25 protein-coding genes are annotated in these 24,648 nt (G+C 61.7%); 10 read left to right on the top strand and 15 right to left on the bottom strand.

What is annotated here, in order from left to right; genetic code table 11:
* Positions 1 to 80: 80 nt before the first annotated feature.
* Positions 81 to 1,526 carry a glycine betaine ABC transporter substrate-binding protein gene (locus ACP7EG_RS12175; protein ID WP_426087798.1) on the top strand — a complete coding sequence of 482 codons (1,446 nt, stop codon included), beginning with the start codon at positions 81 to 83 and terminating at the stop codon, positions 1,524 to 1,526.
* A 5-nt stretch (positions 1,527 to 1,531) separates the two neighbouring features.
* Here ACP7EG_RS12175 and ACP7EG_RS12170 read toward each other — a convergent pair whose 3' ends face one another.
* Positions 1,532 to 1,711, bottom strand: a complete 180-nt coding sequence (locus ACP7EG_RS12170; protein ID WP_034746290.1) for a hypothetical protein — start codon at positions 1,709 to 1,711, stop codon at positions 1,532 to 1,534.
* A 226-nt stretch (positions 1,712 to 1,937) separates the two neighbouring features.
* Between ACP7EG_RS12170 and ACP7EG_RS12165 the strand changes: the two genes are divergently transcribed.
* Positions 1,938 to 2,075: a hypothetical protein gene (locus tag ACP7EG_RS12165; protein WP_157751284.1), complete on the top strand. Its 138-nt coding sequence runs from the start codon at positions 1,938 to 1,940 to the stop codon at positions 2,073 to 2,075.
* A gap of 311 nt (positions 2,076 to 2,386) precedes the next feature.
* On the opposite strand, the gene ACP7EG_RS12160 is transcribed toward ACP7EG_RS12165, so the two are convergent.
* The 4 genes from ACP7EG_RS12160 to ACP7EG_RS12145 all read right to left on the bottom strand — a co-directional run bounded on the left by ACP7EG_RS12160 (position 2,387) and on the right by ACP7EG_RS12145 (position 5,184).
* The gene (locus tag ACP7EG_RS12160) at positions 2,387 to 2,893 is read right to left on the bottom strand and encodes a GNAT family N-acetyltransferase (protein WP_141170797.1); all 507 of its coding nucleotides are present in this window, start codon (positions 2,891 to 2,893) and stop codon (positions 2,387 to 2,389) included.
* A complete protein-coding gene (locus ACP7EG_RS12155) occupies positions 2,890 to 3,834 on the bottom strand; it encodes a DMT family transporter (protein WP_426087797.1) in 945 nt (314 codons plus the stop codon). Before ACP7EG_RS12155 ends, ACP7EG_RS12160 begins: the two co-directional genes overlap by 4 nt.
* Positions 3,835 to 4,155: 321 nt before the next feature.
* Positions 4,156 to 4,605 (bottom strand): glycine zipper 2TM domain-containing protein, encoded by a 450-nt coding sequence (locus ACP7EG_RS12150; protein ID WP_282407835.1) that lies wholly within the window; start codon positions 4,603 to 4,605, stop codon positions 4,156 to 4,158.
* Positions 4,606 to 4,755: 150 nt separating this feature from the next.
* The gene (locus tag ACP7EG_RS12145; RefSeq protein ID WP_426087796.1) at positions 4,756 to 5,184 is read right to left on the bottom strand and encodes a DUF962 domain-containing protein; all 429 of its coding nucleotides are present in this window, start codon (positions 5,182 to 5,184) and stop codon (positions 4,756 to 4,758) included.
* A 95-nt stretch (positions 5,185 to 5,279) separates the two neighbouring features.
* Between ACP7EG_RS12145 and ACP7EG_RS12140 the strand changes: the two genes are divergently transcribed.
* A complete protein-coding gene (locus tag ACP7EG_RS12140; protein WP_426087795.1) occupies positions 5,280 to 5,801 on the top strand; it encodes a DNA-deoxyinosine glycosylase in 522 nt (173 codons plus the stop codon).
* A gap of 9 nt (positions 5,802 to 5,810) precedes the next feature.
* On the opposite strand, the gene ACP7EG_RS12135 is transcribed toward ACP7EG_RS12140, so the two are convergent.
* The 3 genes from ACP7EG_RS12135 to ACP7EG_RS12125 form a co-directional block, all read right to left on the bottom strand.
* The gene (locus ACP7EG_RS12135; protein WP_426087794.1) at positions 5,811 to 6,473 is read right to left on the bottom strand and encodes a hypothetical protein; all 663 of its coding nucleotides are present in this window, start codon (positions 6,471 to 6,473) and stop codon (positions 5,811 to 5,813) included.
* Positions 6,474 to 6,572: 99 nt separating this feature from the next.
* Positions 6,573 to 7,781, bottom strand: coding sequence for a hypothetical protein (locus ACP7EG_RS12130; protein ID WP_426087793.1), 1,209 nt, complete (start codon positions 7,779 to 7,781; stop codon positions 6,573 to 6,575).
* Positions 7,782 to 7,886: 105 nt separating this feature from the next.
* Positions 7,887 to 8,753 (bottom strand): HDOD domain-containing protein, encoded by an 867-nt coding sequence (locus tag ACP7EG_RS12125; protein ID WP_426087792.1) that lies wholly within the window; start codon positions 8,751 to 8,753, stop codon positions 7,887 to 7,889.
* A 290-nt stretch (positions 8,754 to 9,043) separates the two neighbouring features.
* Here ACP7EG_RS12125 and ACP7EG_RS12120 point away from each other — a divergent pair, with 290 nt between their 5' ends.
* The gene (locus tag ACP7EG_RS12120) at positions 9,044 to 9,622 is read left to right on the top strand and encodes a DNA-3-methyladenine glycosylase (RefSeq protein WP_426087791.1); all 579 of its coding nucleotides are present in this window, start codon (positions 9,044 to 9,046) and stop codon (positions 9,620 to 9,622) included.
* Here ACP7EG_RS12120 and ACP7EG_RS12115 read toward each other — a convergent pair.
* Both ACP7EG_RS12115 and ACP7EG_RS12110 read right to left on the bottom strand, forming a co-directional pair.
* Complete coding sequence (locus ACP7EG_RS12115) at positions 9,619 to 11,313, bottom strand: methyl-accepting chemotaxis protein (RefSeq protein ID WP_426087790.1); 1,695 nt, start codon at positions 11,311 to 11,313, stop codon at positions 9,619 to 9,621. The genes ACP7EG_RS12120 and ACP7EG_RS12115 overlap by 4 nt on opposite strands.
* A gap of 68 nt (positions 11,314 to 11,381) precedes the next feature.
* Positions 11,382 to 11,840: a cache domain-containing protein gene (locus ACP7EG_RS12110; RefSeq protein ID WP_071075415.1), complete on the bottom strand. Its 459-nt coding sequence runs from the start codon at positions 11,838 to 11,840 to the stop codon at positions 11,382 to 11,384.
* Between the two features lie 284 nt (positions 11,841 to 12,124).
* On the opposite strand from ACP7EG_RS12110, the gene ACP7EG_RS12105 reads away from it, so the two are divergent.
* The 5 genes from ACP7EG_RS12105 to ACP7EG_RS12085 all read left to right on the top strand — a co-directional run bounded on the left by ACP7EG_RS12105 (position 12,125) and on the right by ACP7EG_RS12085 (position 17,852).
* Positions 12,125 to 13,489, top strand: a complete 1,365-nt coding sequence (locus ACP7EG_RS12105; RefSeq protein ID WP_426087789.1) for a KamA family radical SAM protein — start codon at positions 12,125 to 12,127, stop codon at positions 13,487 to 13,489.
* Between the two features lie 2 nt (positions 13,490 to 13,491).
* On the top strand, positions 13,492 to 14,838 hold the full coding sequence (locus tag ACP7EG_RS12100) for an MFS transporter (protein ID WP_426087788.1): 1,347 nt from the start codon (positions 13,492 to 13,494) through the stop codon (positions 14,836 to 14,838).
* A complete protein-coding gene (locus ACP7EG_RS12095; protein WP_096237933.1) occupies positions 14,783 to 15,631 on the top strand; it encodes a fumarylacetoacetate hydrolase family protein in 849 nt (282 codons plus the stop codon). Before ACP7EG_RS12100 ends, ACP7EG_RS12095 begins: the two co-directional genes overlap by 56 nt.
* The gene (locus ACP7EG_RS12090; protein ID WP_426087787.1) at positions 15,631 to 16,197 is read left to right on the top strand and encodes a carboxymuconolactone decarboxylase family protein; all 567 of its coding nucleotides are present in this window, start codon (positions 15,631 to 15,633) and stop codon (positions 16,195 to 16,197) included. Before ACP7EG_RS12095 ends, ACP7EG_RS12090 begins: the two co-directional genes overlap by 1 nt.
* A gap of 95 nt (positions 16,198 to 16,292) precedes the next feature.
* A complete protein-coding gene (locus ACP7EG_RS12085) occupies positions 16,293 to 17,852 on the top strand; it encodes a trypsin-like peptidase domain-containing protein (protein ID WP_426087786.1) in 1,560 nt (519 codons plus the stop codon).
* Between the two features lie 56 nt (positions 17,853 to 17,908).
* Here the strand turns inward: ACP7EG_RS12085 and ACP7EG_RS12080 are convergent, their stop codons facing one another.
* From ACP7EG_RS12080 to yjgA, 3 genes are all read right to left on the bottom strand, one after another.
* Positions 17,909 to 18,577 (bottom strand): alpha/beta hydrolase, encoded by a 669-nt coding sequence (locus ACP7EG_RS12080; protein ID WP_426087785.1) that lies wholly within the window; start codon positions 18,575 to 18,577, stop codon positions 17,909 to 17,911.
* The gene (gene mog / locus ACP7EG_RS12075) at positions 18,574 to 19,203 is read right to left on the bottom strand and encodes a molybdopterin adenylyltransferase (protein WP_282407823.1); all 630 of its coding nucleotides are present in this window, start codon (positions 19,201 to 19,203) and stop codon (positions 18,574 to 18,576) included. Before mog ends, ACP7EG_RS12080 begins: the two co-directional genes overlap by 4 nt.
* A 90-nt stretch (positions 19,204 to 19,293) precedes the next feature.
* Complete coding sequence (gene yjgA / locus ACP7EG_RS12070) at positions 19,294 to 19,893, bottom strand: ribosome biogenesis factor YjgA (RefSeq protein ID WP_116745632.1); 600 nt, start codon at positions 19,891 to 19,893, stop codon at positions 19,294 to 19,296.
* Positions 19,894 to 19,985: 92 nt separating this feature from the next.
* On the opposite strand from yjgA, the gene pmbA reads away from it, so the two are divergent.
* Complete coding sequence (pmbA, locus tag ACP7EG_RS12065; RefSeq protein WP_116745631.1) at positions 19,986 to 21,338, top strand: metalloprotease PmbA; 1,353 nt, start codon at positions 19,986 to 19,988, stop codon at positions 21,336 to 21,338.
* 61 nt (positions 21,339 to 21,399) lie between these two features.
* On the opposite strand, the gene ACP7EG_RS12060 is transcribed toward pmbA, so the two are convergent.
* Together ACP7EG_RS12060 and ACP7EG_RS12055 are read right to left on the bottom strand one after the other, a co-directional pair.
* Positions 21,400 to 23,097 carry a methyl-accepting chemotaxis protein gene (locus tag ACP7EG_RS12060; protein ID WP_426087784.1) on the bottom strand — a complete coding sequence of 566 codons (1,698 nt, stop codon included), beginning with the start codon at positions 23,095 to 23,097 and terminating at the stop codon, positions 21,400 to 21,402.
* A 366-nt stretch (positions 23,098 to 23,463) separates the two neighbouring features.
* Positions 23,464 to 24,588, bottom strand: a complete 1,125-nt coding sequence (locus tag ACP7EG_RS12055; RefSeq protein WP_426087783.1) for a M14 family metallopeptidase — start codon at positions 24,586 to 24,588, stop codon at positions 23,464 to 23,466.
* Positions 24,589 to 24,648: the final 60 nt, after the last annotated feature.

Below are 24,648 nucleotides of genomic sequence, written 5' to 3'. Positions count from 1 at the left end.
CATTCGTCCTGGAGCGCCGCGTGCGTGCTGCTTATTTGCCGTTTTACTTGCTGTTCTTGCTAGTTTTCGCCGCCGTGCCCATGTCCTCCCTTGCCATGGACGGTGGCACCTTGAAGGTGGGCTCGAAGCGTTTTACGGAATCGTATATTCTCGGTGAAATCGTCAAGCAGAGCGCCGCGCCGCACGTCAGGACGGAGCACCGCCAGGGACTGGGCAATACGGCCATCGTGCTCGCCGCGCTGCAGGCGGGCAGCATCGACGTGTATGCCGAATACATGGGCACGATCGCCAGCGAAATCCTCAAGCACGACAAAGCCATTGATCTGGAACAGATGCGGCGCGAGCTGGCGGCGCTGGGGCTGGGCGTGGCCGTGCCGCTGGGCTTTAATAATACCTATGCGCTGGCCATGCGCGGTGATGAAAAATCCATCGCCAGCCTGGGACAGCTGGCGCAGCACCCGGCCCTGAAGTTTGGGCTGTCGCATGAATTCATCGGCCGCGTCGATGGCTGGCCGGGCCTGGCCGCGCGCTATGGCTTGCCGCAGCGCCCGCGCGGGCTCGATCACGGTATCGCCTATGAAGCGCTGGCGCAGCGCCAGGTGGACGTGATCGACATTTATTCAACGGACGCGAAGATTCGCCAGTACGGCTTGCGCGTGCTGACCGACACGCAGCAGTATTTTCCCCGCTACGACGCCATGCTCTTGTACCGGCTCGACTTGCCGCCGCGTTTTCCCGCCGCCTGGCAAGCCTTGCAAGGGCTGCAGGGGCGCATCAGCGAGGGCGACATGATCGCCATGAATGCGGCAGTGGAAATCGATGGCAAGAGTTTTTCTGACGTGGCGCACCAGTGGCTGGCCTCCGGCACGCAGGCCAGCAAACCGAGCGCCGCGCGCAGCAAGCTGCTCGATAAAATCATCGGCGATGATCTGTGGACACTGACGCGCCAGCATGTGACTCTGGTGCTGCTGTCGGTGGCGCTGGCCTGCCTGATCGGCATTCCGCTGGGCGTGCTGGCGGCGTTTTCGGCGCCGCTGCGGCAAACGGTGCTGGCCTTCGTCGGTGTGCTGCAGACGGTGCCCTCCCTGGCCCTGCTGGCGATCCTGATTCCTGTGCTGGGCATGATCGGCACCGTGCCGGCGCTGGTGGCCCTATTCGTGTACGCCTTGCTGCCCATCGTGCGCAACACGTGCACGGGCATCTTGCAGGTGCCGCACGGCTTGCGCATGGCGGCGCTGGCGCTGGGCTTGAGCCGGCGCGACCGCCTGCTGCACGTGGACTTGCCGCTGGCCCTGCCCGTGATGCTGGCGGGCGTGAAAACGGCCGCCGTGATGAGCGTGGGCACGGCCACCATCGCCGCCTTCATCGGCGCGGGCGGCTATGGTGAACGCATCACCATCGGCCTGGCGCTGAACGACAACGACATGCTGCTGGCCGGCGCGATCCCCGCAGCCGTGCTGGCCCTGCTGACGCAAGGCTTGTTCGAGCTGGTGGAGCGCTGGGCGGTGGCCGGCCGGCAGCACTGAGGGCATCACAGCGAATGCAGTTTGGAGCGCACCGAGACGACGGCCTGGTGCAGGATGCGTTCAGCCTGGAAGTCGTTTTCGCGCTGTTCGGCGATGGCTTGCAAGTCGCGCGTGTAGCGTTCCAGGCGGGAACGCAGGTAGGCGCGGTAGATTTTCATGACGAGCGGTTTGGCAGAGACATTCATGATGTGGCTCCCGTATGCGATTCGTTCATTGATTCGTTCATTGTGTGTGAGCGCATTGCCGCCATTTTGCGTCGCATCAAACGCCAGCGCGCCGTCACGTTGACGCGTTTGATATTGCGCAATGCCCCACCAGCAGAAGATGCCACACTGAATCTTCCCTGCCTGGCCATCATCGGCCGCAGGCTCTGTTTTCCCTGATACCTACAAAAAACTCAAGGAGCGTCGCATGGTCATTTTTGCCGTGGTTGCTGGCTGCATCGCCTGCCTGACAGTGTACCAAATCTATAAAAATGCGCAGGGTGGCAGTGGGGTTGCGCAACAACATATCGGCTTGCATGGCACGTTGATTGAACCACGGAAATAATCAGTGTCCTCCGAGCGACACTTGGTTCGCGGACTTAAGTCAAATGTAAGGCCCGGTAAGCAAATGTAAAGGTCGACGCGTTGGCGAGTCGTAGCGTTTATATTGATAACCGTTGATTGCATTCTCCCCCTCCCACTTGACAATGGGTTCACCCCGCGGTGCCGCTAGCCCGCGGGGATTTTTTTGGGAACTTACTGCGCGGCGCGCCTTGCGGCCTGCGATGCTCACTGTACCTAGCGTACAGTTCCGCTTCTCGGCCACAAATCGCATCCGCTCGCTACAGTTCCCTCTCCTTATCGTTTCCCCTCTAATCAGGCCGCTTTCGGCGTTCCTGCCGACAATTGCGTCAAGGCATCGCCAGCGACCCGGCAGATGCGCCAGTCCGGCATCACGTCCGCGCCCATGCCCTTGTAGAAGTTGATCGCGTTTTCATTCCAGTCCAGCACCGACCATTCGAAGCGGCCGCAATCGCGTTCGACGGCCAGTTGCGCCAGGGCCACCAGCATCTGCTTGCCATAGCCCTTGCCGCGCACCGATTGCTTCACATACAGGTCTTCCAGGTACAGTCCCTTGCGGCACAGGAAAGTGGAAAAATTATGGAAGAACAGGGCGAACGTCACCACCTCGCCATCTTCCTCGCCGACCAGCGCTTCGCACGCGGGGTGCTTGCCGAACAGACTGTCGTGCAACATGGATTCTTTGGCGATCATCATGTGTTCAAGTTTTTCAAACACGGCCAGTTCATGGATCATGCCGAAGATGGCGGCCACGTCGGTTTCCTGGGCGGGACGGATGGCGAGGGAGGAAGAGGTGCTCATGTTGCCTTTGCTGATGGAGTGGTGGAAATGGAGGCGACGGCAGCTGTCTTGCGCGCGCCCGAGGTCAGGGCCCAGGCCACGCTGGACAGGCATAGCAGCATGCCCACCCATTCGATGGGGGCGGGCCGGTAATGTTCGAATTGCACCGACAGCAGTACGGAAATGACGGGCGTGACGACGCCGATGTACACGGTCTTTTGCGTGCCGATGCGGGCGATTAACGTGAAATACGCGCTGAAGGCGATCACCGAGCCGAAGATGGCCAGATATACCAATCCCATCCAGTAGCTGGGGCGCGTGGGCAACTGCCAGGACTGGCCCGTGGCGATGGCCCAGGCGGCCACCATCAAGGTGCCCCACAACATGGTCCAGGCCATGGTCAGCATCACGTTACCCGAATGTTCGCGCACTTTCATGACGAGCGCATTGCCGGCCGTGCTGGAAATGGTGGCCACCAGCGCCAGGATAAAGCCGAGCAGGAAGTGCCCCTTGCCGCCGCCGAGAATATCGTGCAGCGCCGCGCCGATGGACTGGTAAAACAGCAGCACGATGCCGCAGATGGCGACAAACGCCGCGCAGCAGGTGCTCCAGGTAATCGGCGTGCCGAAGGCGATGCGGTTGAGCAAGGGCGTCCAGAACACCATCAGCGCGAACAGCACGCTGACGAGGGCCGAAACCAGGTATTGCTCCGAGCTGTAGGTGCACACATAGCTGAGGGCAAACGAGGCCAAGCCTTGCAACAGCATCCATTTTTGCGCGCGCCAGGGCAGGCGCAGGGTGTCGCCGCGCAGGGCGCACCAGGCAAACAGGGTGGCCGAAGCCAGGCCGAAGCGGTAGACCACGGAAACGGCGGGGGCGACATCGCCCAGCTGCAAGGTGATGGCCCAGAAGGTGGAGCCCCAGATCAGGCAGGCAATGATGAACAGGATAGGAGAGGACATCGCGCAAGTATACGGGCATCGCGCGGGGATGGCGAGTCTTGGTCGAGCTTGCTCAAAGAGCGGTCAGGAGACACCCGGGCATTGAGCCAGCGCAGTGCTTCTGGAAAATGTTGAATTTATGAAAATATTTACTTTATTATCAAGTAAATATTTTCTGAATTGCCTCTTTGAAAGGGAGCCGCCATGCCAGCCTCACTGCAGATCAAAGTCTGGAGCCTGCTTGTGTATGTCGTTGTGACCGCTGTGATTGCCATCTGGCTGCACCCGTCTGCCTTGCTCGCTGCCGGCGCATTCGGCTGAGCGCATGCGCCGGCAAGCAGATCAATGCGTGACGCGGGTCTTGCGGCCATCGGACAGCAGGCGCACGCGTTCGCCCGGGCGGAACAGTTCGTCCGCGTCCTGCACGATGGCGCGCATGTCGCCATTGTCCAGGCGCACGGTGATTTCCAGGCCGGCCTTGTTCGAGGCATTCGCTTCGATGCTCTTGCCGGCCATGCCGCCGGCAACCGCGCCGAGGATGGTGGCCGCGATGGCGCCCTTGCCACCGCCGACTGCGGAACCGGCCACGCCGCCCAGTGCCGCGCCAGCCAGCACGCCCGTGCCCGTTTCGCCCTTGTCGATGGTTACCTGGCGCACGGATTCAACCGTACCCATGCGAACCGATTGTTCGTTCTGCGCCTGGCGCGCATTGTAGACATTCGCCGAGTTCGGTTGTACGGCGCAGCCGGCCAGGGTGGCGAGCAATGCCACTGCAATAATTGGTGCTTTCATGTAGGACTCCCTTGGACAAAAGTTAGTTGCCGATTGCGTCGACCGGCAGTAAAGATGCTGACTTATCATAAGGACACTCGCCTCAGATAACTAGTTGCGAATAGTAAAAATCTGTTACCGGTTCCGCGTGACCAAGGGGCCACCTGCCGCTCAATACGCCAGCCGCAGGCGCCGATACAAGAATCCCAGCACGAACAGCGGACCCACGAGTAAAAAGCGCACATCGTCGAGGAACGACGGTTTCTTGCCTTCGATCTGGTGACCGATGAACTGGCCTATCCAGGCCAGCACGAACAGCGCCAGCGACACGGGCAGGATGGTCAGCGCCGGCATCATCAGTAGCAGGCTCAGCATGATGGACAGGATCGCCAGCATGCCCGCCGCAAACGGACGCGACAGCTTGTAATAATAGTATAAGGCGAGAATACTGCCGAGCAGCGCCACGCTGGGATGCGCACTCCACAGCAGCCCCAGCAGACTGAAAACGATCAGCGGCACGCACACGATGTGCACCCATTCATTGACGTGGTTGCGGTGGCTTTCGCCATACTGGGCCAGCAGGGTGTCGATGGTGCGCATGGGCGGTCTCTTGTGGGGGGATGGTTGTCCGGGAATTCTACACCGTCGCGTGGCCGGGTAAAATGGCCCTTCATTTTCCCTTCTGGACATCTCATTTGAATAGCCCTGCCTTCTTGCCAGACGCTGCTGCCGACCCGCGCAAGCGCTGTTTCGATCCCGTCGTCGACGCCAATACGCGCTTGCTGATACTGGGCAGCCTGCCTGGCGAAAAATCGCTGGCGCACAGTCAGTATTATGCACATCCGCAAAACAAGTTCTGGCTGCTGCTGGGCGAAGTGCTGGGCGTGGAGTTGAAGAGCTTGCCCTATGAAGAGCGTCTGGCAACCTTGCTGGCGCACGGCGTGGGCTTGTGGGACGTGGTGGCGCAGGCGCAGCGCGCGGGCAGCCTGGACAGTAATATCCGCGCCCGCGACGATAACGACCTGGTGGCCCTGGCCGCCAGCCTGCCACGGCTGCAGACGATCGCTTTCAACGGCGGCACGGCCGCGAAGCTGGGCATCAAGGTGCTGGGCGAGCACGCGCAGCGCTACCGCATCGTCAGTTTGCCGTCGAGCAGTCCCGCCTACACCTTGGCGTATGCGCAGAAATTGCAGGCTTGGCTGGCCTTGCGTAACTGATAGGGGATGTCAGACAGCGGCCCTGTGCATGAGGCGGCGTGCCTGTTCCTGACGGTACTGGTGGCGCCAGAACCAGGCGATGCAGATCAAGCCCAGCAGGGATGGCGCCAGCTGCGTCCAGGGTTGGCCCATGCGCAGCAGGTTGCCCGCGGCGGCCGAGAGCATGGCGAACAGCGAGGCGAGCAGCTTGTAGATGTGTTCATAGCGCCACAACACGCCATGCCAGCGGCGGGGAAAGGCCCAGCGCGCGCCGTCATAGACGAGGATGGTGGCCAGGCCGCCCAGCGAGGACAGCACGACGATGGCTTGCTGTCCGGAAGTATCGTGCAGCAGGCGCAACAGGATCAGCCCGCCCGCCACCAGCGCCGCTGCCGTCATCGCGCCATCGACGGCTTGCGGACCGGCCTCGCGCGTGTAGACGGCGCGCCAGCCGCTCAGCAACTGGTACAGCACCAGTACGGTCAGCACGGCAAAGACGGGGCGATAGTCAAACAGCAGATTGCCGATGGCAGCCGTGACGCAGACCAGCAAGGTCAGCCAGGCGAACAGCCTGCCGCGGCGGCGGTGCTGCGGCGTGCCCTTGGCGGTCGCCACCAGGAATAGCCCCAAGCCGATGGCGGCACTGCCGGCCAGCACATGGGTGGTGATATTGATCAGTTGCGGCTGGGGCATGCGCATCTCCGGAAGGTGCGCCAGGCTGGTCGCACGCTAACGGGAGATGGTATCTTGATAACTTCCGCTTGTCGAGGTGACGGACGGCGAGGGGGGACTTTACACCGGCGCGTACGGCTGCGCTTCCAGCGGCTGTCCCTTGGCGTCGAATTTCAACGCCACTGACAATTGCGTCACGCCGATGGTGGCCAGCGCATCGCAGATATCGTCGACTTCGTCCTGCAGGTCGGCGGCCAGATCCAGCGGCTTGTCGGCGCTGTGCAGCAATGCGCCGCCCGCCGTGCTGACATTGACGCGCAACAGCATTTCGCCGTGCTCATCGGCCGGGCCGACGACCACCGACACCTCTGCGGCATCCACGTTGTTTTCCGCCAGCGCGTGGTTGATGCCGGACATCATCTGCAGCATCGCGTACTCGCTCATGCCTTGTTCCTTGCCGCCGTGGAACAGATCCTGGTAGAGGAAGCTCACTTCCAGGGCGCTGCCGGCCGGTGCCAGGCAGCGTTTCACCAGGTCGCCCACTTCCGTCGTCCACTGCTGGTAGCGGGCCAGGCGCGCGTCGAACCAGGCGTCGAGCGCCGCTTCATCCTTTGGTTCCGCATAGAACGGGTCGTCCACGCGCTTCAATGCAAAGCCCAGCAGGAAGCGCAGTTCGATGGCCGTGTCTTGCGGGCCGAAGGCCGTTTCGTTCCAGCCGACGATGCTGCTTTCCAGGCCCGGCGTGGCGACGATTTTCTTGTCTGTCATCGACGAGTACGCATCGCGCACCATCTCGTGCAGATGGCTATAGGTGATGCGGTCGATTTCATCGAGGTCGTAGGCATGGCTCATCAAGACCACCTTGGCCTTGGGGCTTTCCAGTTCTGCCTGTTGAAAACTTTTTACCAACGCCTCGAACGCGTCCTGGTCCTGGAAGCTATCCGCTTCCTGCAGGCCGCCCGTGCTTTGCACCAGCAGGGGCACGACGAAGGCGTTGATTTCCATGGCCGGGGCATTGTCGCGGCGGATCACGGAAATCGAGGCCGCTTCCTCGATATGGCTGCGCAGGTACTGGTAGGCGCCCACGTCTTCGTACTTGGCGCGCTCGATAGCGTCGTACAGGATTTCATCCTTCTTTTGATTCAAGGCCTTGCGGATCAGGCGGCCGAACTCGACGGCTTGCTCGGCCAGCACCGTACCCTGCGATTCGCTGTCTTCCTGCTCCGCCAGGTTCAGGGCCATCGTGCACAGCATGCGCGTGACGGACTCATCCTTGTCTTCAGGCGTGTTGGCGGATTTACGGGGGACAGGGCGCTTATTTTTGGGCATGGCGATCAACAGGTTAAGAAATACGGTCAGGCAAACGGAAACGGGCGCCAGGGCTCTGCCAGGCGCCGGGACGGATCATACAGGCGGACGCGGCCGCCTGATACCTCAATGGTCGGTATCGAACATCTCGTGCAGCTCGTCGAGCAGGTCGGCGGCTTCTTCCTGCGACAGGCCGAGATGCTGGCAGGCAAGTTCGCCGCCCTTGTCCCATTCCAGCGAGGTACTGTTGCCATGGTAGCGCTGAATGCCCTTTTCGGCCAGCAGCGACAGGGCGACGAGCGAGCGGATGGCGTCGTCCGTGGACGGGTCCGCCAGCACCGTGTAGTCGTGGTGGTGCAAAATCGCCCAGGAGACATCGGAAGACAGGCCCCAGTTGCGCGCCAGCAAGCAGCCGATGGCCGCGTGGTTGGTCTGGTGGCGCGCGTCTTCCAGGCGGGTAAAGCAATTGTGTGCATCGTTGGCCGCTGCCGCGTACGTCTTGACGTAGTCGGGAAAGCGGTTCATCAGCAGGGGCACGCCGATATCGCAGAACAGGCCGAAGGTGTGGGCAATGTCGGGCGGGGCGATGCGCAACTTGCGCGAGGTAAACACCAGCGCGCGCGCGCGCTTGGCCGACACATCCCAGAAGTTGGTCAGTTCCACGCCTTCCGCTTCCAGCGCCTGGCGCGCCAGCAAGCCCGTCATCATGGCGCTGCACTGGTTGATGCCGAGAAAGTTGATGCCTTGCTCGACGGATTTGGCCTTGCGCGCGGCGCCATAGAACGGTGAATTCGCCAGTTTCAGCAGGGCGCCGGACATGCCGACATCGTCGGCGATGATGCGCGCGATGCGCCGCGGCGACGGGTCGGCTTCGGCCAGTTCGCGCTGCAAGTCGACCAGCAGGCTGGGGCGTGGCGGAATGCGGATGGAACGCATCAAGGCGTCGACCGGATCTTCCTGCACTACCTGCTTTGGCGCTGCCGCTCTCATCATCACGCTTTCATCATCATTTTTGTGCCCGGTGCTTATTCTGTCGCGCGCTGCCGCTGCCCGCTTCATGAGCGTCTGGCGCAGTGCCCAACGATTATCGCTGTTTATGCGTGGCAATAGTTCATCTCGACAATATATTCTGGAAAAAATCCCCGTTTTGACCTTGTCCATACGCTATTTTCGTCATTTTACGACGCTGTCCTGCCCGTATTTGGTGAGCAAAAGATTAAGCTTTACTTGTTTTTAAGGTAGGGCAAGGCGTGCGCCGGGAAGCGCGGCAGTACAATTACCGCATGAAAAAACTCCTGGCCGGTATCGATTTTGCGGACGATTCTTGCAGCGTGGCGCGCCAGCTGATCGGCGTGAGCGTGCTGGTCGACGGCGTAGGTGGGCGCATCGTGGAAACGGAAGCGTATGACCGGCTGGACCCCGCTTCGCACACGTATGCCGGCATGACGCCGCGCAACGCCGCCATGTTCGGCCAGCCCGCGCGCGCCTATGTCTACCGTTCCTACGGCATTCACTGGTGTTTGAACTTTGTCTGCCGCGAAGCGGGGCATGGGGCGGGCGTGCTGATCCGCGCTATCGAGCCGCTGGCGGGCCTTGACCGCATGCGCGAGCGTCGCGGCGTCGAGGAACTGCGGCAGTTGTGTTCGGGCCCGGGCAAGGTGTGCCAGGCGCTAGGTGTCACGCAGATGCATAACCGGCTGGCGCTCGATGCGCCGCCGTTCATGCTGCTGGCGCGCGAGGATGACGTGACGGTGCAAGCGGGGCCGCGCATCGGCATTTCCAAGGCGATGGAAACGCCGTGGCGCTTCGTGCTGGCCGGCTCGCGCTATCTGAGCAAACCGATGCGCGCACCAGCCGCCTAGCTGCGGCGGCGCTGTGGCGCCGTGCTTGCGCCGCGCTGGGCAGACTTGCCGCGCAGCGGGCTGTGCAGTGCGCGCCGCTCCTGTTGCGCACTGGCCGGATGCCGGAACGCTTCTGCTTCGGTATGGCCGCTCGGCGCTGCCGGGCGCTCGTCCAGGGTAAACACGCTGACTGCCGCCGACAGTTTGACGGCCTGGTCCTGCAAACTGGCCGCTGCCGCTGCCGCCTGTTCCACCAGGGCCGCATTTTGCTGGGTGACGTCATCCATTTGCGTGACGGCCTGGTTCACTTCCGTGATGCCCGAGGCCTGCTCGGCGCTGGCCTCTTTGACGCGCTGGATGATGGCATTGACTTGCTGCACCGAGGCCACGATGGCGCCCATGCTGTCGCCCGCTTGCTGCACGGCCACGCTGCCGCCATCGATGGTAGTGACGGAGGTGGCGATCAGGGTCTTGATTTCCCTGGCCGCCTGCGCCGAGCGTTGCGCCAGGGTGCGTACTTCGGACGCCACCACGGCAAAGCCGCGGCCTTGCTCGCCCGCGCGCGCCGCTTCCACTGCGGCGTTCAGCGCGAGGATATTGGTCTGGAAGGAAATACCATCGATCACGCCGATAATATCCACGATCTGGCGCGAATTGGCGCGTATCGTCGCCATCGTCGTCACCGCTTGCTGCATCGACTCTCCCCCTTGCACGGCCAGGGTGGAGGCTTGCCCCGCCAGCTCGCAGGCCAGCTGGGCGTTGTCGGCGTTGTCATTGACGGCTTGCGTCAGCGCTTCCATGGCGCTCGACGTTTCTTCCAGCGAACTGGCTTGCATTTCCGTGCGCGCCGACAGATCCAGATTGCCGGTGGCAATTTCGCGCGACGCCGTGTCGATCGATTGCACGGCGCCCATGATGGTGCGCAAGGTCTGGTTCAGGTGGGCGATGGTCTGATCCAGCACGCGCGAGGTGGCGGCGATCTCGTCATTGCCTTGCTTGGGCGCACCGGCGATCAGCTTGCCCGCCGCCAGGTCTTGCACGGCGTCGGCGATGCCGCGGATTTCCAGCAGCATGGCGCGCCGCACCAGCATGGTCACCACGATGGAGGCCAGGATGGAGAGCATGACGGTCAGCAGCAGGCTCCAGCCCAGGTTGCGAAACTCGGCGCTGGCCGTCGCATGGGCCTGGCTGCTGAGCGTCGTTTCCAGGGCCGACAGCTGCGCCAGCTGCGTATTGAACTGGCCGAATTGCGTTTCCGCCTTGAGCATGGAATTGGTGGCGATCGACTGATCCATCTGCGCCATTTCCATGGTTTCCAGCACGGCCTTGCGATAGCCGGCCAGGGCCGTGATGGCGGCATCGACCAAGGTGCGTTCGGCTCCCGTGGCTGTGGAACGCAGTGTGGCCAGCTGGGTGCCGATGGCCGCGTGACGCACCTTGATCTGTTGTTCCAGCGCGTCGATGCGGGCCTTGGCGAAACTGCCATTCGTCCACGACAGCAATTGGTACATATTGCCATGCACATGTTTGGCCTCGCCGACGACGTCGGCGGCCGCTTTCAGATGCGCGATGCGCACCAGCACCATGTTTTCCAGCGAGGTATTTTGCCGCACCATGCCATACCAGGCGCCGCTCGAGCTGAGTATCAGCAGCAGCAAGACCAGGGCGGGCGCCAGCAATAATTTTGGTCCGATGCGTAATTGATTGAGCATGCTTGACTCCTGGCTATGGCTGTTCCAACCGCAGGCGGCGCACGGCGTTCGTGTGCGCCGCCCCTGCCTTATTTTTTGTAGATCCCCGCTTCCAGCACCACGTCGTTGACGCGCAGGATGTACGTGGTCTTCGGCTCGATCTTGCCGCTGGTGGGATTCTTGTACTGGTAGTCGACCCAGCCCTTGCCCTGCTTTTGCGCCAGCTCGATGATTTCACGGCGATATTTCTTGCCATTCGCATCAGGCACATCCGTCAAATCCTTGCCCACGATGGAAGGATTGATGGGGTGGGCCAGCACGATGCCCGTCTTGATGTCACGCATGTCCACATACAGCGAGCCCTGCACGAAGTCGGGGTCTTTCGCCGTGATTTTCTTCATCATTTCTTCCTTGCCATGCGCCTTCATGAAGGCGGCGCCCCGTTCAGCCATGGCGATGGCGTCTTTTTCCGTTGGTTCGACGGCGGCATTGACGCTGCCGCCGGCAAATGCCAGACACAGCAGGCTACCCGTGAATAAGCGTTTCATGACAGCTCCTTGTGAGAATCGAGGGATGTATTGCCAAGCCGTAATTTACGTCGTCGACGGTCCCATCAAATTGCGATGGAACAAACTAAGGTGTTGCTTGTAGGCAGCGAACAACGTATCGGAATGCTTGTTGATGTGTAGCAATTTGGTTCCAGATGGCAAGAATTATGATGACTTTCACAGCATGCCGAGCTGGCATGGCCTGTGGGAGAAAGAGGCTGGAATTGGTCAATATAGGGTCAATTTCATGAAAGTTATCGCTATTTATTGGCAAGGAGCCGATCGTGTCCGCACTCATTACCGAGCCGTTTTCACCCAAGTTCAAGCCGTATACGCGGCAAACCATTCATCAGGCGCGGCAGTGGGAATGGCTGCCGGAAGAGCAGCGCGAAGCCGTGCAAGTGGTGTCGCACGTCTTGCCGTTTCGCACCAATGCCTATGTGCTTGACCAGCTGATCGACTGGAACAACATTCCTGACGACCCCATCTACCGCCTCGTTTTTCCCCACCGCGACATGCTGCCGCCCGAGCAGTACGCGCACTTGCGCGACCTGGTGCTGGTGCAGCGGGACAAGGCTGCCATCGATGCCTATGTGCATGGCTTGCGCTTGGGCATGAATCCCCATCCGGCCGGACAGATGACGCATAACGTGCCGAAAGTCAACGATGCACCCGTGCGCGGTTTGCAGCATAAATATGTGCAGACGGTGCTGTTTTTCCCCAGCGCGGGCCAGACATGCCACGCGTATTGCACCTTCTGCTTCCGCTGGCCCCAGTTCGTCGGCATGGATGACATGAAATTCGATGCGCGCGAGTCGCATGAGTTGGCCGCCTACTTGAAACTGCATCCGGAGGTGACGGATGTGCTGATCACGGGCGGCGACCCGATGATCATGAACACGCGGCAACTGGCCGCCTACCTGGAGCCGCTGCTGGCGCCGGGCCTGGAACACATCCAGAACATCCGCATCGGTACCAAGGCGGTGGCGTATTGGCCGCAGCGTTTTGTCTCTGACCGCGATGCGGACGATTTGCTGCGCCTGTTCGAGCGCATCGTCAAGGCGGGCAAGAACCTGGCCGTGATGGGCCATTACAGCCACGCCGTCGAGTTGCGCCAGGATATCGCCCAGCAAGCGGTGAAACGCATCGTCTCCACGGGCGCCACCTTGCGCATGCAGGGGCCGCTGATCCGCCACATCAATGAAGACCCGGCTAGCTGGGCCGAGCTGTGGCAGACGGGCACGCGCCTGGGGGCGATTCCGTATTACATGTTTGTCGAACGGGACACGGGACCGCGCGGCTATTTCGAATTGCCGCTGGCGAAGGCACATGAAATCTTCCAGGCCGCCTACCAGATGGTGTCCGGCCTGTCGCGCACGGTGCGCGGGCCCTCCATGAGCGCGTTCCCCGGCAAGATCGTCATCGATGGCATCGTCAGCATCAATGGCGAAAAACTGTTTGCCCTGCAATTTTTGCAGGCGCGCAACCCGGACTGGGTGCGCCGGCCGTTTTATGCGAAGTTCGATGCGGAAGCGACGTGGATGGACGATTTAAAGCCCGCATTCGGCCACGACAAGTTTTTCTTTGAAACGGATGAACCTGTGCCGCAGGTGCCGCACAAAATCATCCGCCTGGCACAGGCCGCCTGAGCATGCACGCCGCCGGTGCGCCTGCCCGTTGCGGGGTGGCCGTGTTTTTCCTGGTGTTCCTGCCGTTCGCGCTGGGGCATTACCTGTCGTGCCTGCTGCGTGGCGTGAATGCCGTGCTGACGGCGGAGTTGCTGGGCGCTATCGCCCTGACGCCAGCGCAGCTGGGCTTGCTGACCAGCGCCTTTTTTCTCGCCTTTGCGCTGGTGCAACTGCCGATCGGCATGGCGCTCGACCGTTACGGCCCCCGCACGGTGCAACTGTGGCTGCTGGCGCTGGCGGCCCTGGGTGTGTGGCTGTTCAGCCGGGGCCACAGCTTTGCCGAGCTGATGTGGGCGCGCGCGCTGATGGGGGCAGGCCTGGGCGGCTGTTTCATGGCCGCCGTGAAAGCGATCTCGTGCGCCATTGTGCCCGCGCGCCTGCCTTCCGTGCATGGCTACCTGATCGCCGTGGGCGGCCTGGGCGCGGCCACGGCCACCATGCCCGTCAAGCTGGCCCTGCACTACACGGACTGGCGCGGCGTGTTTCTGGGCCTGGCGCTGGCGGCGCTGGCCATCGGCGTGCTGATCCGCCTGCTGTCGCCGGCCATGCCCAGGCCTGCCACCGTGCACTCGGTGAGCAAGGTCAACGTCTGGAGCGTGTATCGCGATCCCGGCTTTCGCCGCACCATCGCGCTGATCTTGCTGCCGCACACGGTGTTCTTTGGCGTGCAGGGCTTGTGGGTGGGGCGCTGGCTGGCCGACGTGGGTGGCATGTCCGACGATAGCGTGGCATATTTGTTGTACCTGGGCATGGCGGCCGTCATCTTCGGCGCCATCGGCATGGGCATGCTGACGGAGTGGGCTGGGCGGCATGCAATTGAACCCATGCAAGTGGCGGCCGCCGGCATCGTCCTGTTTGTCGCCGTGCAAGTGGCGATGGCGTGTAACGTCGTGCCCAGCCTGCCCGTGCTGTCCGTGCTGTTTACCTTGCTGGGCACGGTAACGGGCCTCGAATATGCGATCGTCGCGCAAAGCATGCCGGCCAGCCTGACGGGCAGGGCGGCCACCTGCCTCAATTTGCTCATTTTTACGGGCGCCTTCCTGGTGCAGGCGGGCTTTGGCCTGATCCTCGGCTGCTGGCCCCTGAACAGCTTGCAGCAGTACCCGCCGCAAGCGTACCAGGTGGCGTTTGGCGTGCTGGCGGCCATCCAACTGCCGGGACTTGCGATGTTTTTCATTCGCCGCTACAGGCGTGCCGGGCCATCCGGTAAAATGGCAGCCTGCACAGCGGCAATGATCAACTCCAAGGAAGACTATGAAACTCGTTCGTTATGGACGTCCAGGCAAGGAAAAACCGGGCCTGATCGATGAAGAAGGCAAACTGCGCGACCTGTCCGGCGTGATTGCCGATATTGACGGTGCACAACTGTCCGACAAGGCCCTGCGCAAGCTGGCCAAGCTGGACGAAAAGACGCTGCCCCTGGTGCGCGGCAATCCACGCTTCGGCGTGCCGCTGGCGAAAGTCGGCAAGTTCATCGGCATCGGCCTCAATTACGCGGACCACGCGGCCGAGTCCGGCATGCCGATTCCCGCCGAACCCATCGTCTTCATGAAGGCGATCACTTGCCTGAATGGTCCGGACGACAATGTCGTGTTGCCGAAAGGCTCGAAAAAGACGGATTGGGAAGTGGAGCTGGGCGTCGTCATCGGCACGCGCGCGCAATACGTGAGCGAAGAGGATGCGCTGAAATACGTGGCCGGCTATTGCGTCGTCAACGATATCTCCGAGCGTTCGTTCCAGCTGGAGCGGGGCGGTCAATGGGATAAGGGCAAGGGTTGCGACACCTTCGGCCCCATCGGCCCGTGGCTGGTGACGCGCGATGAAGTCATCGACGAGCAAGACCTGGACCTGTACCTGGAAGTCAATGGCAAGCGCATGCAGACCGGCAATACGCAAACCATGATTTTCACGGTGGCGCAGATCGTCAGCTACCTGTCGCAATTCATGACCCTGGAACCGGGCGACGTCATCGCCACAGGCACGCCACCGGGCGTGGGCCAGGGCCGCAAGCCGCAGCGTTTCCTCAAAAAAGGCGACAGCATGCGCCTGGGCATCCCCGGCCTCGGTGAACAGCAGCAGGACGTGGTCGCCTGGACTGCCTGATGGCCGGTAGCGATATCGACCGTTTGCCCGCGCTGCCGCTGGACCGGCTCGACGTCCAGCAGCGCGCGGCTGCGCAAGCCATCATCGACGGTCCGCGCGGGGCCCTGTACGGCCCCTTCGTGCCGCTGATCCGCAGCCCCGAGCTGATGGAAACGGCGCAGCGCATGGGAGAATATTTGCGCTACCGCAGTGCCATCGGCACGCGGCTGTCGGAGCTGGCGATCCTGGTGACGGCGCGCCAGTGGGACCAGCAAGTCGAGTGGGCCATCCACGCGCCGCTGGCCGTGCAGAACGGCATCGCGCAGGCGGCCGTGGACGCCATTGCCGCGCGGCGCGCGCCGCTTGCCCTGAAAGAAGACGAGCAAGCCGTGCACGACTTTTGCATCGAGTTGCAGCAGAACAAGCGCGTCAGCGATGCCACGTATGCGCGCGCGCTGGCCCTGTTCGGCGAGCACGGCGTGGTCGACTTGATGGGTATCAATGGCTACTACACTTTCCTGGCCATGGTCATGAATGGGGCGCAGACGGCCGTGCCCGCCTTGGGCGTGGCACCGTTGCCTGCCTGATTAGAGGACTTCTTCGGGCAAAGATGGACAAAGTGTAATGAAGTTGCAATTATTCAATATATAATTTTGCTTCCCTTCCATTGCCAACAAGCTCAATGAAAACTCGTCCGTGCTTCACCCTGATGGGCCGCGCCTTCCTGGCGTTGGCCCTTTCTTTTTCCCCCTTGATGACGGTACGGGCGCTGGCCGCCGAGACCGCCGCTAGCGCTAGCCCCAGCGCTTCCGCCCTGGAAAATTCCGTCGTCAAGGTGTTTTCCACCCTGCGCGGGCCGGACCCCTATAAACCCTGGAGCAAGGCCGCGCCGCAAGAGGTGACGGGCTCCGGCGTCGTCATCGAAGGCCGCCGCATCCTCACCAATGCGCACGTGGTCGGCTATGCCAGCCAGGTGCAGATTCAGGCGAATGGCGCGGGCGACAAGATACCGGCGACCGTGCTGGCCATCTCGCGCGGCATGGACCTGGCCTTGCTGAAGATCGACGACGACAGTTTTTTCGCCAGCCACAAAGCCGTGCCGCGTGCCAATGTCTTGCCGGACGTGCGCGATGCCGTGCTGGCGTATGGCTATCCGACGGGCGGCACCTCGCTGTCGATCACCAAGGGCATCGTCTCGCGCATCGAATTCGTGCGCTACAACTTCCCCGTCTCCGGCTTGCGCATCCAGATCGATGCGGCCATCAACCCGGGCAATAGCGGTGGCCCTGTGATTGCGGGCGAGAAGATGATCGGCCTGGCCTTTGCCGGCATGCTCAATGCGCAAAACATCGGCTACATCATCCCCAACGAGGAAATCGAGCTGTTCCTGCGCGACCAGGAAAGTGGTGCGCCCCAGGGCAAGCCGGCCATGCGTGACGTGACGCAAACGCTGGAAAATCCCGCGCTGCGCACCTACCTGAAGCTGGCCAAGGGTGTCGAGGGCGCCGTCGTGATGACGCCGGCCAGCAAGGACGCCGCCTATCCGCTCAAGGAGTGGGATGTCATCACGCATATCGGCGAATTTCCCATCGACAACCAGGGCATGGTCAAGCTGAATGCCAACAGCCGCGTGCGCTTCCAGTACCGGGTGCAGCAGCTGGCGAAAGACGGCGAATTGCCGTTGACGGTGGTGCGCCAGGGCGCCCCCCTGAAAATCAAGGTACCCGTCTCGGCGGCGCACCCGATGCTCATTGCCAGCCTGCAGGGCAATTACCCATCCTATTTCATTTTCGGCCCGATGGTGTTTTCGCGCGCCAGCACGGAATTCATGGCCGCGCCAAATGGCAACCCGGCAATGTTGGGCGGCATGAGTTTTGCCGGCAACCCACTGGTCACGCGGCGCGGCGATGCGCCCGATAGCGAGCGCGAAGAGCTGGTGGTGATCGCCGCGCCGTTCTTCCCGCACAAGCTGATGAATGGCTACAGTACCCGTTTCTTTTCGGTCGTCGATTCCGTCAATGGCGTGCGCGTGCGCAGCCTGGCGCACCTGGTGGCCTTGCTGCGCGACCAGACGGATGAATTGCTGACGTTCCGCTTCCAGCAGCGCGATGCGGAAATGGTGGTCGTGCCGCGCAAGGACATGCTGGCGGCGACGGAATCGGTGCTGACGGACAACGGCATCCGCTCGGAAGCATCGCCCGATATGTTGAAGATATGGAATGAAAAAACGCCGGCGAACTGATCGTTCCCGGCGTTCCGTACGACAGCAGGCGCGGCACACACCGCGCCTGTTTTACTTTAAGCCAGTACTTTTTTCAGCCACGCGCCGATGGCGTCGATCTCTTCCTGGCACAGCGAGTGCTGCATCATGTACTCGTGCCATTCCACCTTGTAACCCATGCTTGTGAGCAAGTCGCGCGACTGCTGGGCGCGAGCGATCGGCACCACGGGGTCGGCCGTGCCATGCGCCATGAAGATCGGTGTGTCCAGGCTGGCCGGCGTGCGTTCAAGCGCCGTCTTGTCGGCCAGCGGCAGGTAGCCGGACAGGCACATCAGGCCGGCCAGCGGTTCCGCGTGGCGCAAGCCCGTTTGCAGGGTCATGGCGCAGCCTTGCGAGAAGCCGGCCAGGATGATGCGGCTGGCGGGAATGCCGCGCGCCTTTTCGCGCGCGATCAGCGCTTCAATTTGGGCTTGCGAGGCGCGCAGTCCACCCTCATCTTCGCGGCGCACCAGGTCATTTTCGCGGATGTCGTACCAGGCGCGCATCACATAGCCGTTGTTGATGGTGACGGGCATGGTGCCGGCGCTGGGGAAAATGAAGCGGATGGCGGGGCAGCCGCGCAAATCGAGTTCCTTCACCAGGGGCACGAAGTCATTGCCGTCGGCGCCCAGGCCGTGCATCCAGATGATGGAAACGGTGGGGTTCGGTGCGCTGTCGAGTTGTATGGTTTCCAGCAAGGTGCTCATGTATTTTCCTCAGGTAGGGGTTGCGCCGGACGCAGCGCCGATTTGGGACGGAAGGCCTTGCAGATGGCCGGGTCGGTTTCCATGTAGGGACCGCCGATGAGATCGATGCAATATGGCACGGCGGCAAAGATGCCGTTGACCAGTTGCACGCCCTCGGCATCTTTCAAGCCTTCCAGGGTTTCCTTGATGGCTTTCGGCTGGCCCGGCAAGTTCATGATCAGGCAAGCGCGCTCGGGCGTCTCGCGGATCACGGCCACCTGGCGCGACAGAATCGCCGTCGGCACGAATTGCAGGCTGATCTGGCGCATCTGTTCGCCGAAACCGGGCATTTCCTTGGTCCCGACGCTGAGCGTGGCGTCCGGCGTCACATCGCGCCGCGCCGGGCCCGTGCCGCCCGTCGTCAGGATCAAATGGCAGTGGCTCAGGTCGACCATGTCGATGAGGGTGTTTTCAATCTGCGAGCGCTCGTCCGGGATCAGGCGTTTTTCCAGGCGAAACGGCGTGCGGATGGCGGCGGACAGCCAGCTTTCCAGCGCGGGGATGCCCAGGTCTTCATACACGCCGCCGCTGGCGCGGTCCGAGATCGACACGAGGCCGATAATCAATTCGTCTTCTATCGTGGTCATGGGGCACCTGTCTATGTCGTAAAAAAACCGGGCTGATCCCGGTTTTTAGCTACTTTCGGGGTCAGACCCGCCGGGTCAGACCCCAGTTTTTTACTCGTCGTCTTCGCCTTCAACGTCATCTTCGTCGGCATCTTTCTTGCCGCCGTTTTTCTTCTTGGCGATCTCTTTCAAGATCTGGAAGATTTCACGGTAGGCTTTTGGCGGCTTGTTCTCAGCCTGCTCCTTGCGGGCATTGCGGATCAGGGTGCGCAGGTGCTGCACGTCCAGTTCCGGGTTTTCCGACAGCAAGACGGTCAGTGCCTTGTCGTCCGTCAAGAGTTTGTCGCGGCGGCGTTCCATCGCGTGCATATTGGCCGTGTCGGCTTTCGACAAGCCTTTCCAGCTATCGATGGTGCGTTGGATGGCGGCAACTTCTTCTTCATCCAGGGTGCGCATTTTCTTGCCCACGTACTGCAGCTGGCGGCGGCGGCCTTCGTGATCCCTGATTTGCTGGCATTCGAGAATGGCGTCGCGCACGTCTTCCGGCATCGGGACGCGCTTGACGCGGTCGCGTGCTTCATTGACGAGTTCTTCGCCCAGCTTTTGCAGGACGGTCATCTGGCGCTTGAGTTCCGACTTCGACGGACGTTCATATTCCTGTTCGAATTCGGTGGATTGGAAGCCGCAAGCTCCCCGGTTTGGATTTGGCATGATAAGGCGGGATTGGCCGCGTAGGCCGCACCTGTAAACTGTAAACGACTGCTATGATACCCTTTTTAGCGGCTTTCCGAAGAAAACAGCGCATGAACGACTCCGTATTTACCCATAGTCAAGAGCAATTGCAGCAACTGGCCCGTGATGTGTTGTCTTTTGCGCGGGAAGCGGGCGGCACCGACGCTGCCGTCGAAGTCAGCGAAGGCGGCGGCTTGTCCGTGTCTGTCCGAAAAGGCAAGATCGAGACGATCGAGCAAAACAAGGACAAGGGCATGGGCGTGACCGTGTTTGTCGGCAAGAAACGCGGCAATGCCAGCACCTCCGACTTTTCGCCATCGGCCCTGCGCGCCACAGTGGACGCCGCCTACAACATCGCCCGTTTCACGGCCGAAGACGATTGCGCGGGCCTGGCCGACGCCGACATGCTGGAAATGTCCCCCCGCGACTTGCAACTGTTCTATCCCTGGCTGATTTCCGCCGAGGAAGCCGTCGTGCTGGCCCAGCGGGCTGAAGCGGCCGCGTTTGCCGTCGACCCGCGCATCACGAACAGCGAAGGCGCGGGCGTGCACGTGCAGCAATCGCATTTTGTCTCCGCCAATTCGCGCGGCTTCATCGGCGGCTACCCATTCTCTCGCCACACCCTGTCCGTGGCGCCCATCGCTGGCAAGGGCGCGAAGATGCAGCGCGACGACTGGTATTCGTCCGTGCGCGACGCCGCCAAAATGTCGAGCCCGGAAGCCATTGGCCGCTACGCCGCCGAACGCGCTCTGTCGCGCCTGAACGCGCGCAAGCTGGGCACGCGCACCTGTCCCGTACTGTTCGAGGCGCCGCTGGCGGCCGGTTTGCTGGGTACCTATGTGCAAGCGACCTCGGGTGGCGCTCTGTACCGCAAGTCCACTTTCCTGAACGATTCCCTGGGCACGCAAGTGCTGCCGTCGCACGTGCAGATCTTTGAAGATCCGCACGTGATCGGCGGCGTCGGTTCCGCACCGTTCGACGAAGAAGGCGTGAAAACCGTCAGCCGCGACGTCGTCAAGGATGGCGTGGTGCAAGGCTATTTCCTGTCGACTTACACGGCCCGCAAGCTGGGCATGCAGACGACGGGCAACGCGGGCGGCTCGCACAATCTGTACCTGACGTCCAGCCAGACGGCCGCCACCGATGATTTCGTTGCCATGCTGAAAAAACTGGGCACGGGCTTGCTGGTGACGGAACTGATGGGGCAAGGAACCAATTACGTGACGGGCGATTATTCGCGCGGCGCCTCCGGTTTCTGGGTGGAAAATGGCGTGATTCAGTATCCGGTGGAAGAAATCACCATCGCCGGCAACATGAAGGACATGCTGCGCAACATCGTCGCCGTGGGCGCCGATGTGCTGCGCCGTGGCACCAAAGAGACCGGTTCCATCCTCATCGAGAGCATGGTGGTGGCGGGCGGCTGAGGCACACGCCTATGGCGTGCGCCCGCTGCAAGCTGCCAGGTGCCTTGCGGCAGGCGGCGCCTCAGTACTCTTCCCACTCGGTCTCGGCGACCGCGGCCCGTGCGACCACCTTGTCTGCTTTCCTGGCGGGTGCGGCAGTGGCCGTGACGCGTGGCGCGGCGGCAGGCTTGGCTGGCGCGCGGATGGCTGGAACCGGAACCGGTGGCAGCGCTTGCATGCCGTCGAGCTTGAACACGCTGACGGCTTCGGCCAGGATGGCGGCCTGATCCTGCAACGCTTCGGACGCGGCTGCCGCTTCTTCCACGAGGGCGGCATTTTGCTGTGTCACGGCATCCATTTCCGTGATGGCCTGGTTGATCTGTTCAATCCCCGTTTCCTGCTCGTTGCTGGCGGACGTGATCTCGGCCATGATGTCCGTAACGCGCCGCACACTGCTGACGATCTCTTGCATGGTGCTGCCGGCCTGGTTCACCAGGTTGCTGCCGAGATTAACCTGCTGCACGGAGTCGTCGATGAGAATCTTGATTTCCTTGGCGGCGGCGGCGGAGCGGTGAGCCAGGTTGCGCACTTCCGTGGCCACTACGGCAAAGCCGCGGCCCTGTTCGCCCGCCCTGGCCGCTTCCACGGCCGCATTCAGGGCCAGGATATTGGTCTGGAAGGCGATGCCATCGATGACGCCGATGATGTCGACGATTTTCTTCGACGAGGCATTGATCGTATCCATGGTCGTGATCACTTCCGCCACCACCTGGCCGCCTTTGCTGGCCACGCTGGAGGCCGATTGCGCCATCTGGTTGGCCTGGCGTGCGTTTTCGCCATTCTGCTTGACGGTCGACGTCAGTTCTTCCATCGACGATGCCGTTTCTTCCAGCGAGCTGGCTTGTTGTTCCGTGCGCGAGGACAAGTCCATATTGCCGGAGGCGATTTCACGCGAGCCATGGGCGATGGCATCCGTGCCATGACGCACGCGGGCCACGATGCCTTGCAGATTGTCGTTCATTTCTTTCAGGGCACGCAGCAGCAAACCCGTTTCATCGGTGCCGCGCGCGTCGATGCTGCCCGACAGGTCGCCGGATGCCACGCGTTGCGCCACTTTGACAGCTTCGCCTATGGGGCGGCTGATGGAGCGGCTGATCAGAACGGCCAGGAAGATGGCAATGAGCGTCGCGGCGATGGATAGGGACAGGGTCAGGATGATGGCCAGACGCCCGTCGGCGAGGGCTTGCTTGCCTTCGTCTGCCATCAGCGATTCCTGGAAGCCGGCCATGGCCGCCAGCGCCGTCAAGATTTTTTCTTGTGGGTAGCGCAGCTGCGTCAGCAGGAAGATGCCGGCCGTTTCAGTTTTCCCCTCTTGCAACAGTTTGATATTCGCATCGCGCGTCTTGCCATACGTTTCGCGGCTGCTCATCACGGCCTGGAGCAGTTCCTGGCCCTTGGGCGTGTTGATCATGGTTTTCAGGCGCGCCAGCAGTTCCGTGTTCTTTTTTACCGATGCCTGAATCTTGGTCACGGCACTGCTGACTTCGTCAGGATCGTTGGCGCCGATGATGGCATTGCCCAGCAGGCGGGCCTGGATATTGATCTCGGACTGGATGGTGTTCGACAGCATGACCTTGACATAGCGGTCATTGAGGATTTTTTCCGTCGATGCATTGATGTTGCGGATACGGCTCACGGAAACAAATGCCACCATGGCAAGCAGGACAATGATCAGGCCGAAACTCAAGGCCAGGCGGGTACTGATTTTAAGCTTGGACATAGGGTATTCATCCTCGACGTAAAGCGGAAAGCGTGCGCTTGGCATGGTCCTGCGGACAAGCGGAGCCTGTGCATGACGATACTGATGCGGTCAGTTTGCGTTACAGAAAGCTAATTCGGCGGGGATAGGGCCGTGGATGCGTATTTCGGTGGCGGGAAGTCGTGGCGACCTGCCCGGCCGTATATTCTTGCGGGGCCGCGCAGCGTGGCACGGCCTGATTCTGTTGAATAGTGTAGGACGATAATTTCTGACAGGCAAGATGTTTGCGAAAAAAACCATTCGTCCAGCAACGCTTGCCGTGCGGTCAAAAAAAATGCCCCGGCGTGCGGGGCATGGGGCTTACGCGGGCCGGTCCGGCCCTGATGCTCAGGCGCGCAAGGTGGACAGGATAGGCTGCAGGACGGCCGCGCCCAGGGCAGCGCTGCGGGCGCCGCTCCAGCCCGTTTGTGGGTCGGGATCGTTGGCATTGTCCTTGAACGGCAGTTCCAGGGTCAGTGCCAGGCAGCCGAAGGCGTGCGTGATGTGAGGCGAACCCATGGTCAGTACTTCCGGCGTGAACGGGCCGTCTTCATAGCCTTGCTCATCCTGGAAGTCGGGGCTGGCCACCTTGAAGTCGGCGATGAAGCGGTCTTGCTCGGCTTTTTGTGCTGGCGTGAAATTTTCCAGCGCATCGCTGCCGGCCACGAACACGTAAGGCAGACCTTCGTCGCCATGCACGTCGAGGAACAGGTCGCAGCCGATTTCATGCATTTTCTGTTTCACCAGGAATACTTCCGGGCTGCGTTCCATCGTCGGCGTCATCCATTCACGGTTCAGGTTGGCGCCGGCCGCGTTGGTGCGCAGGTTGCCATGCACGGAACCGTCCGGGTTCATGTTCGGCACCACGTAGAAGACAGCGTCTTGCAGGCACTGGCGGGCAAACGGGTTGGCCTGGTCCAGCAATGCTTCGAGCATGCCCTCGACAAACCATTCCGCCATCGTTTCACCGGGATGCTGGCGCGCGATGACCCAGACTTTCTTCTCGGCATCGGCGTCACCGACCACCAGCAGATTCATGTCGCGCCCTTCCACCGTGCTGCCCAGGTCGATCAGGCGCACCAGCGGCGACGCTTGCGCGCTGTCGATCAGGGCCAGATGGCGATCCCATGGGTACGGCTCGAAGTAGGCGTAGTACACGCTTTCTTCTTCCGGCGTATGTTCGATGGTCATCACCGTGCCGTCGAAGCTGGTTGGCACGCGGAACCAGGTTTCGCGGTCATAGCTGGCGACAGCCTGGTAGTCTTTCCAGCCGTCCGGGTAGGCCGACTTGCCTGCATTCATGAAGCGGATCGTGCACGCCTCGCCTTGCGCGCCTTGCAGGCGGAAATAAAACCACTGCGTGATGTCGGCGTGGGAATCCTTGCGGATGTTCAGCTCGATGGAGTGGGCATCGTCGGCGCGCAGCACCTCGATCGCGCCGGCGTCGAATTGCTGGCTGATTTTAATGGTCATGAGTGTTCCTGATAAAAACATATGGGTTTTGCATCGTGTGCAATGGCGCGATGATACCCG

The organism is Janthinobacterium sp. PSPC1-1 (genome assembly GCF_049897625.1).
Lineage (GTDB): Bacteria > Pseudomonadota > Gammaproteobacteria > Burkholderiales > Burkholderiaceae_D > Janthinobacterium > Janthinobacterium tructae.
This window is presented reverse-complemented; position numbering and strand designations above follow the sequence as displayed.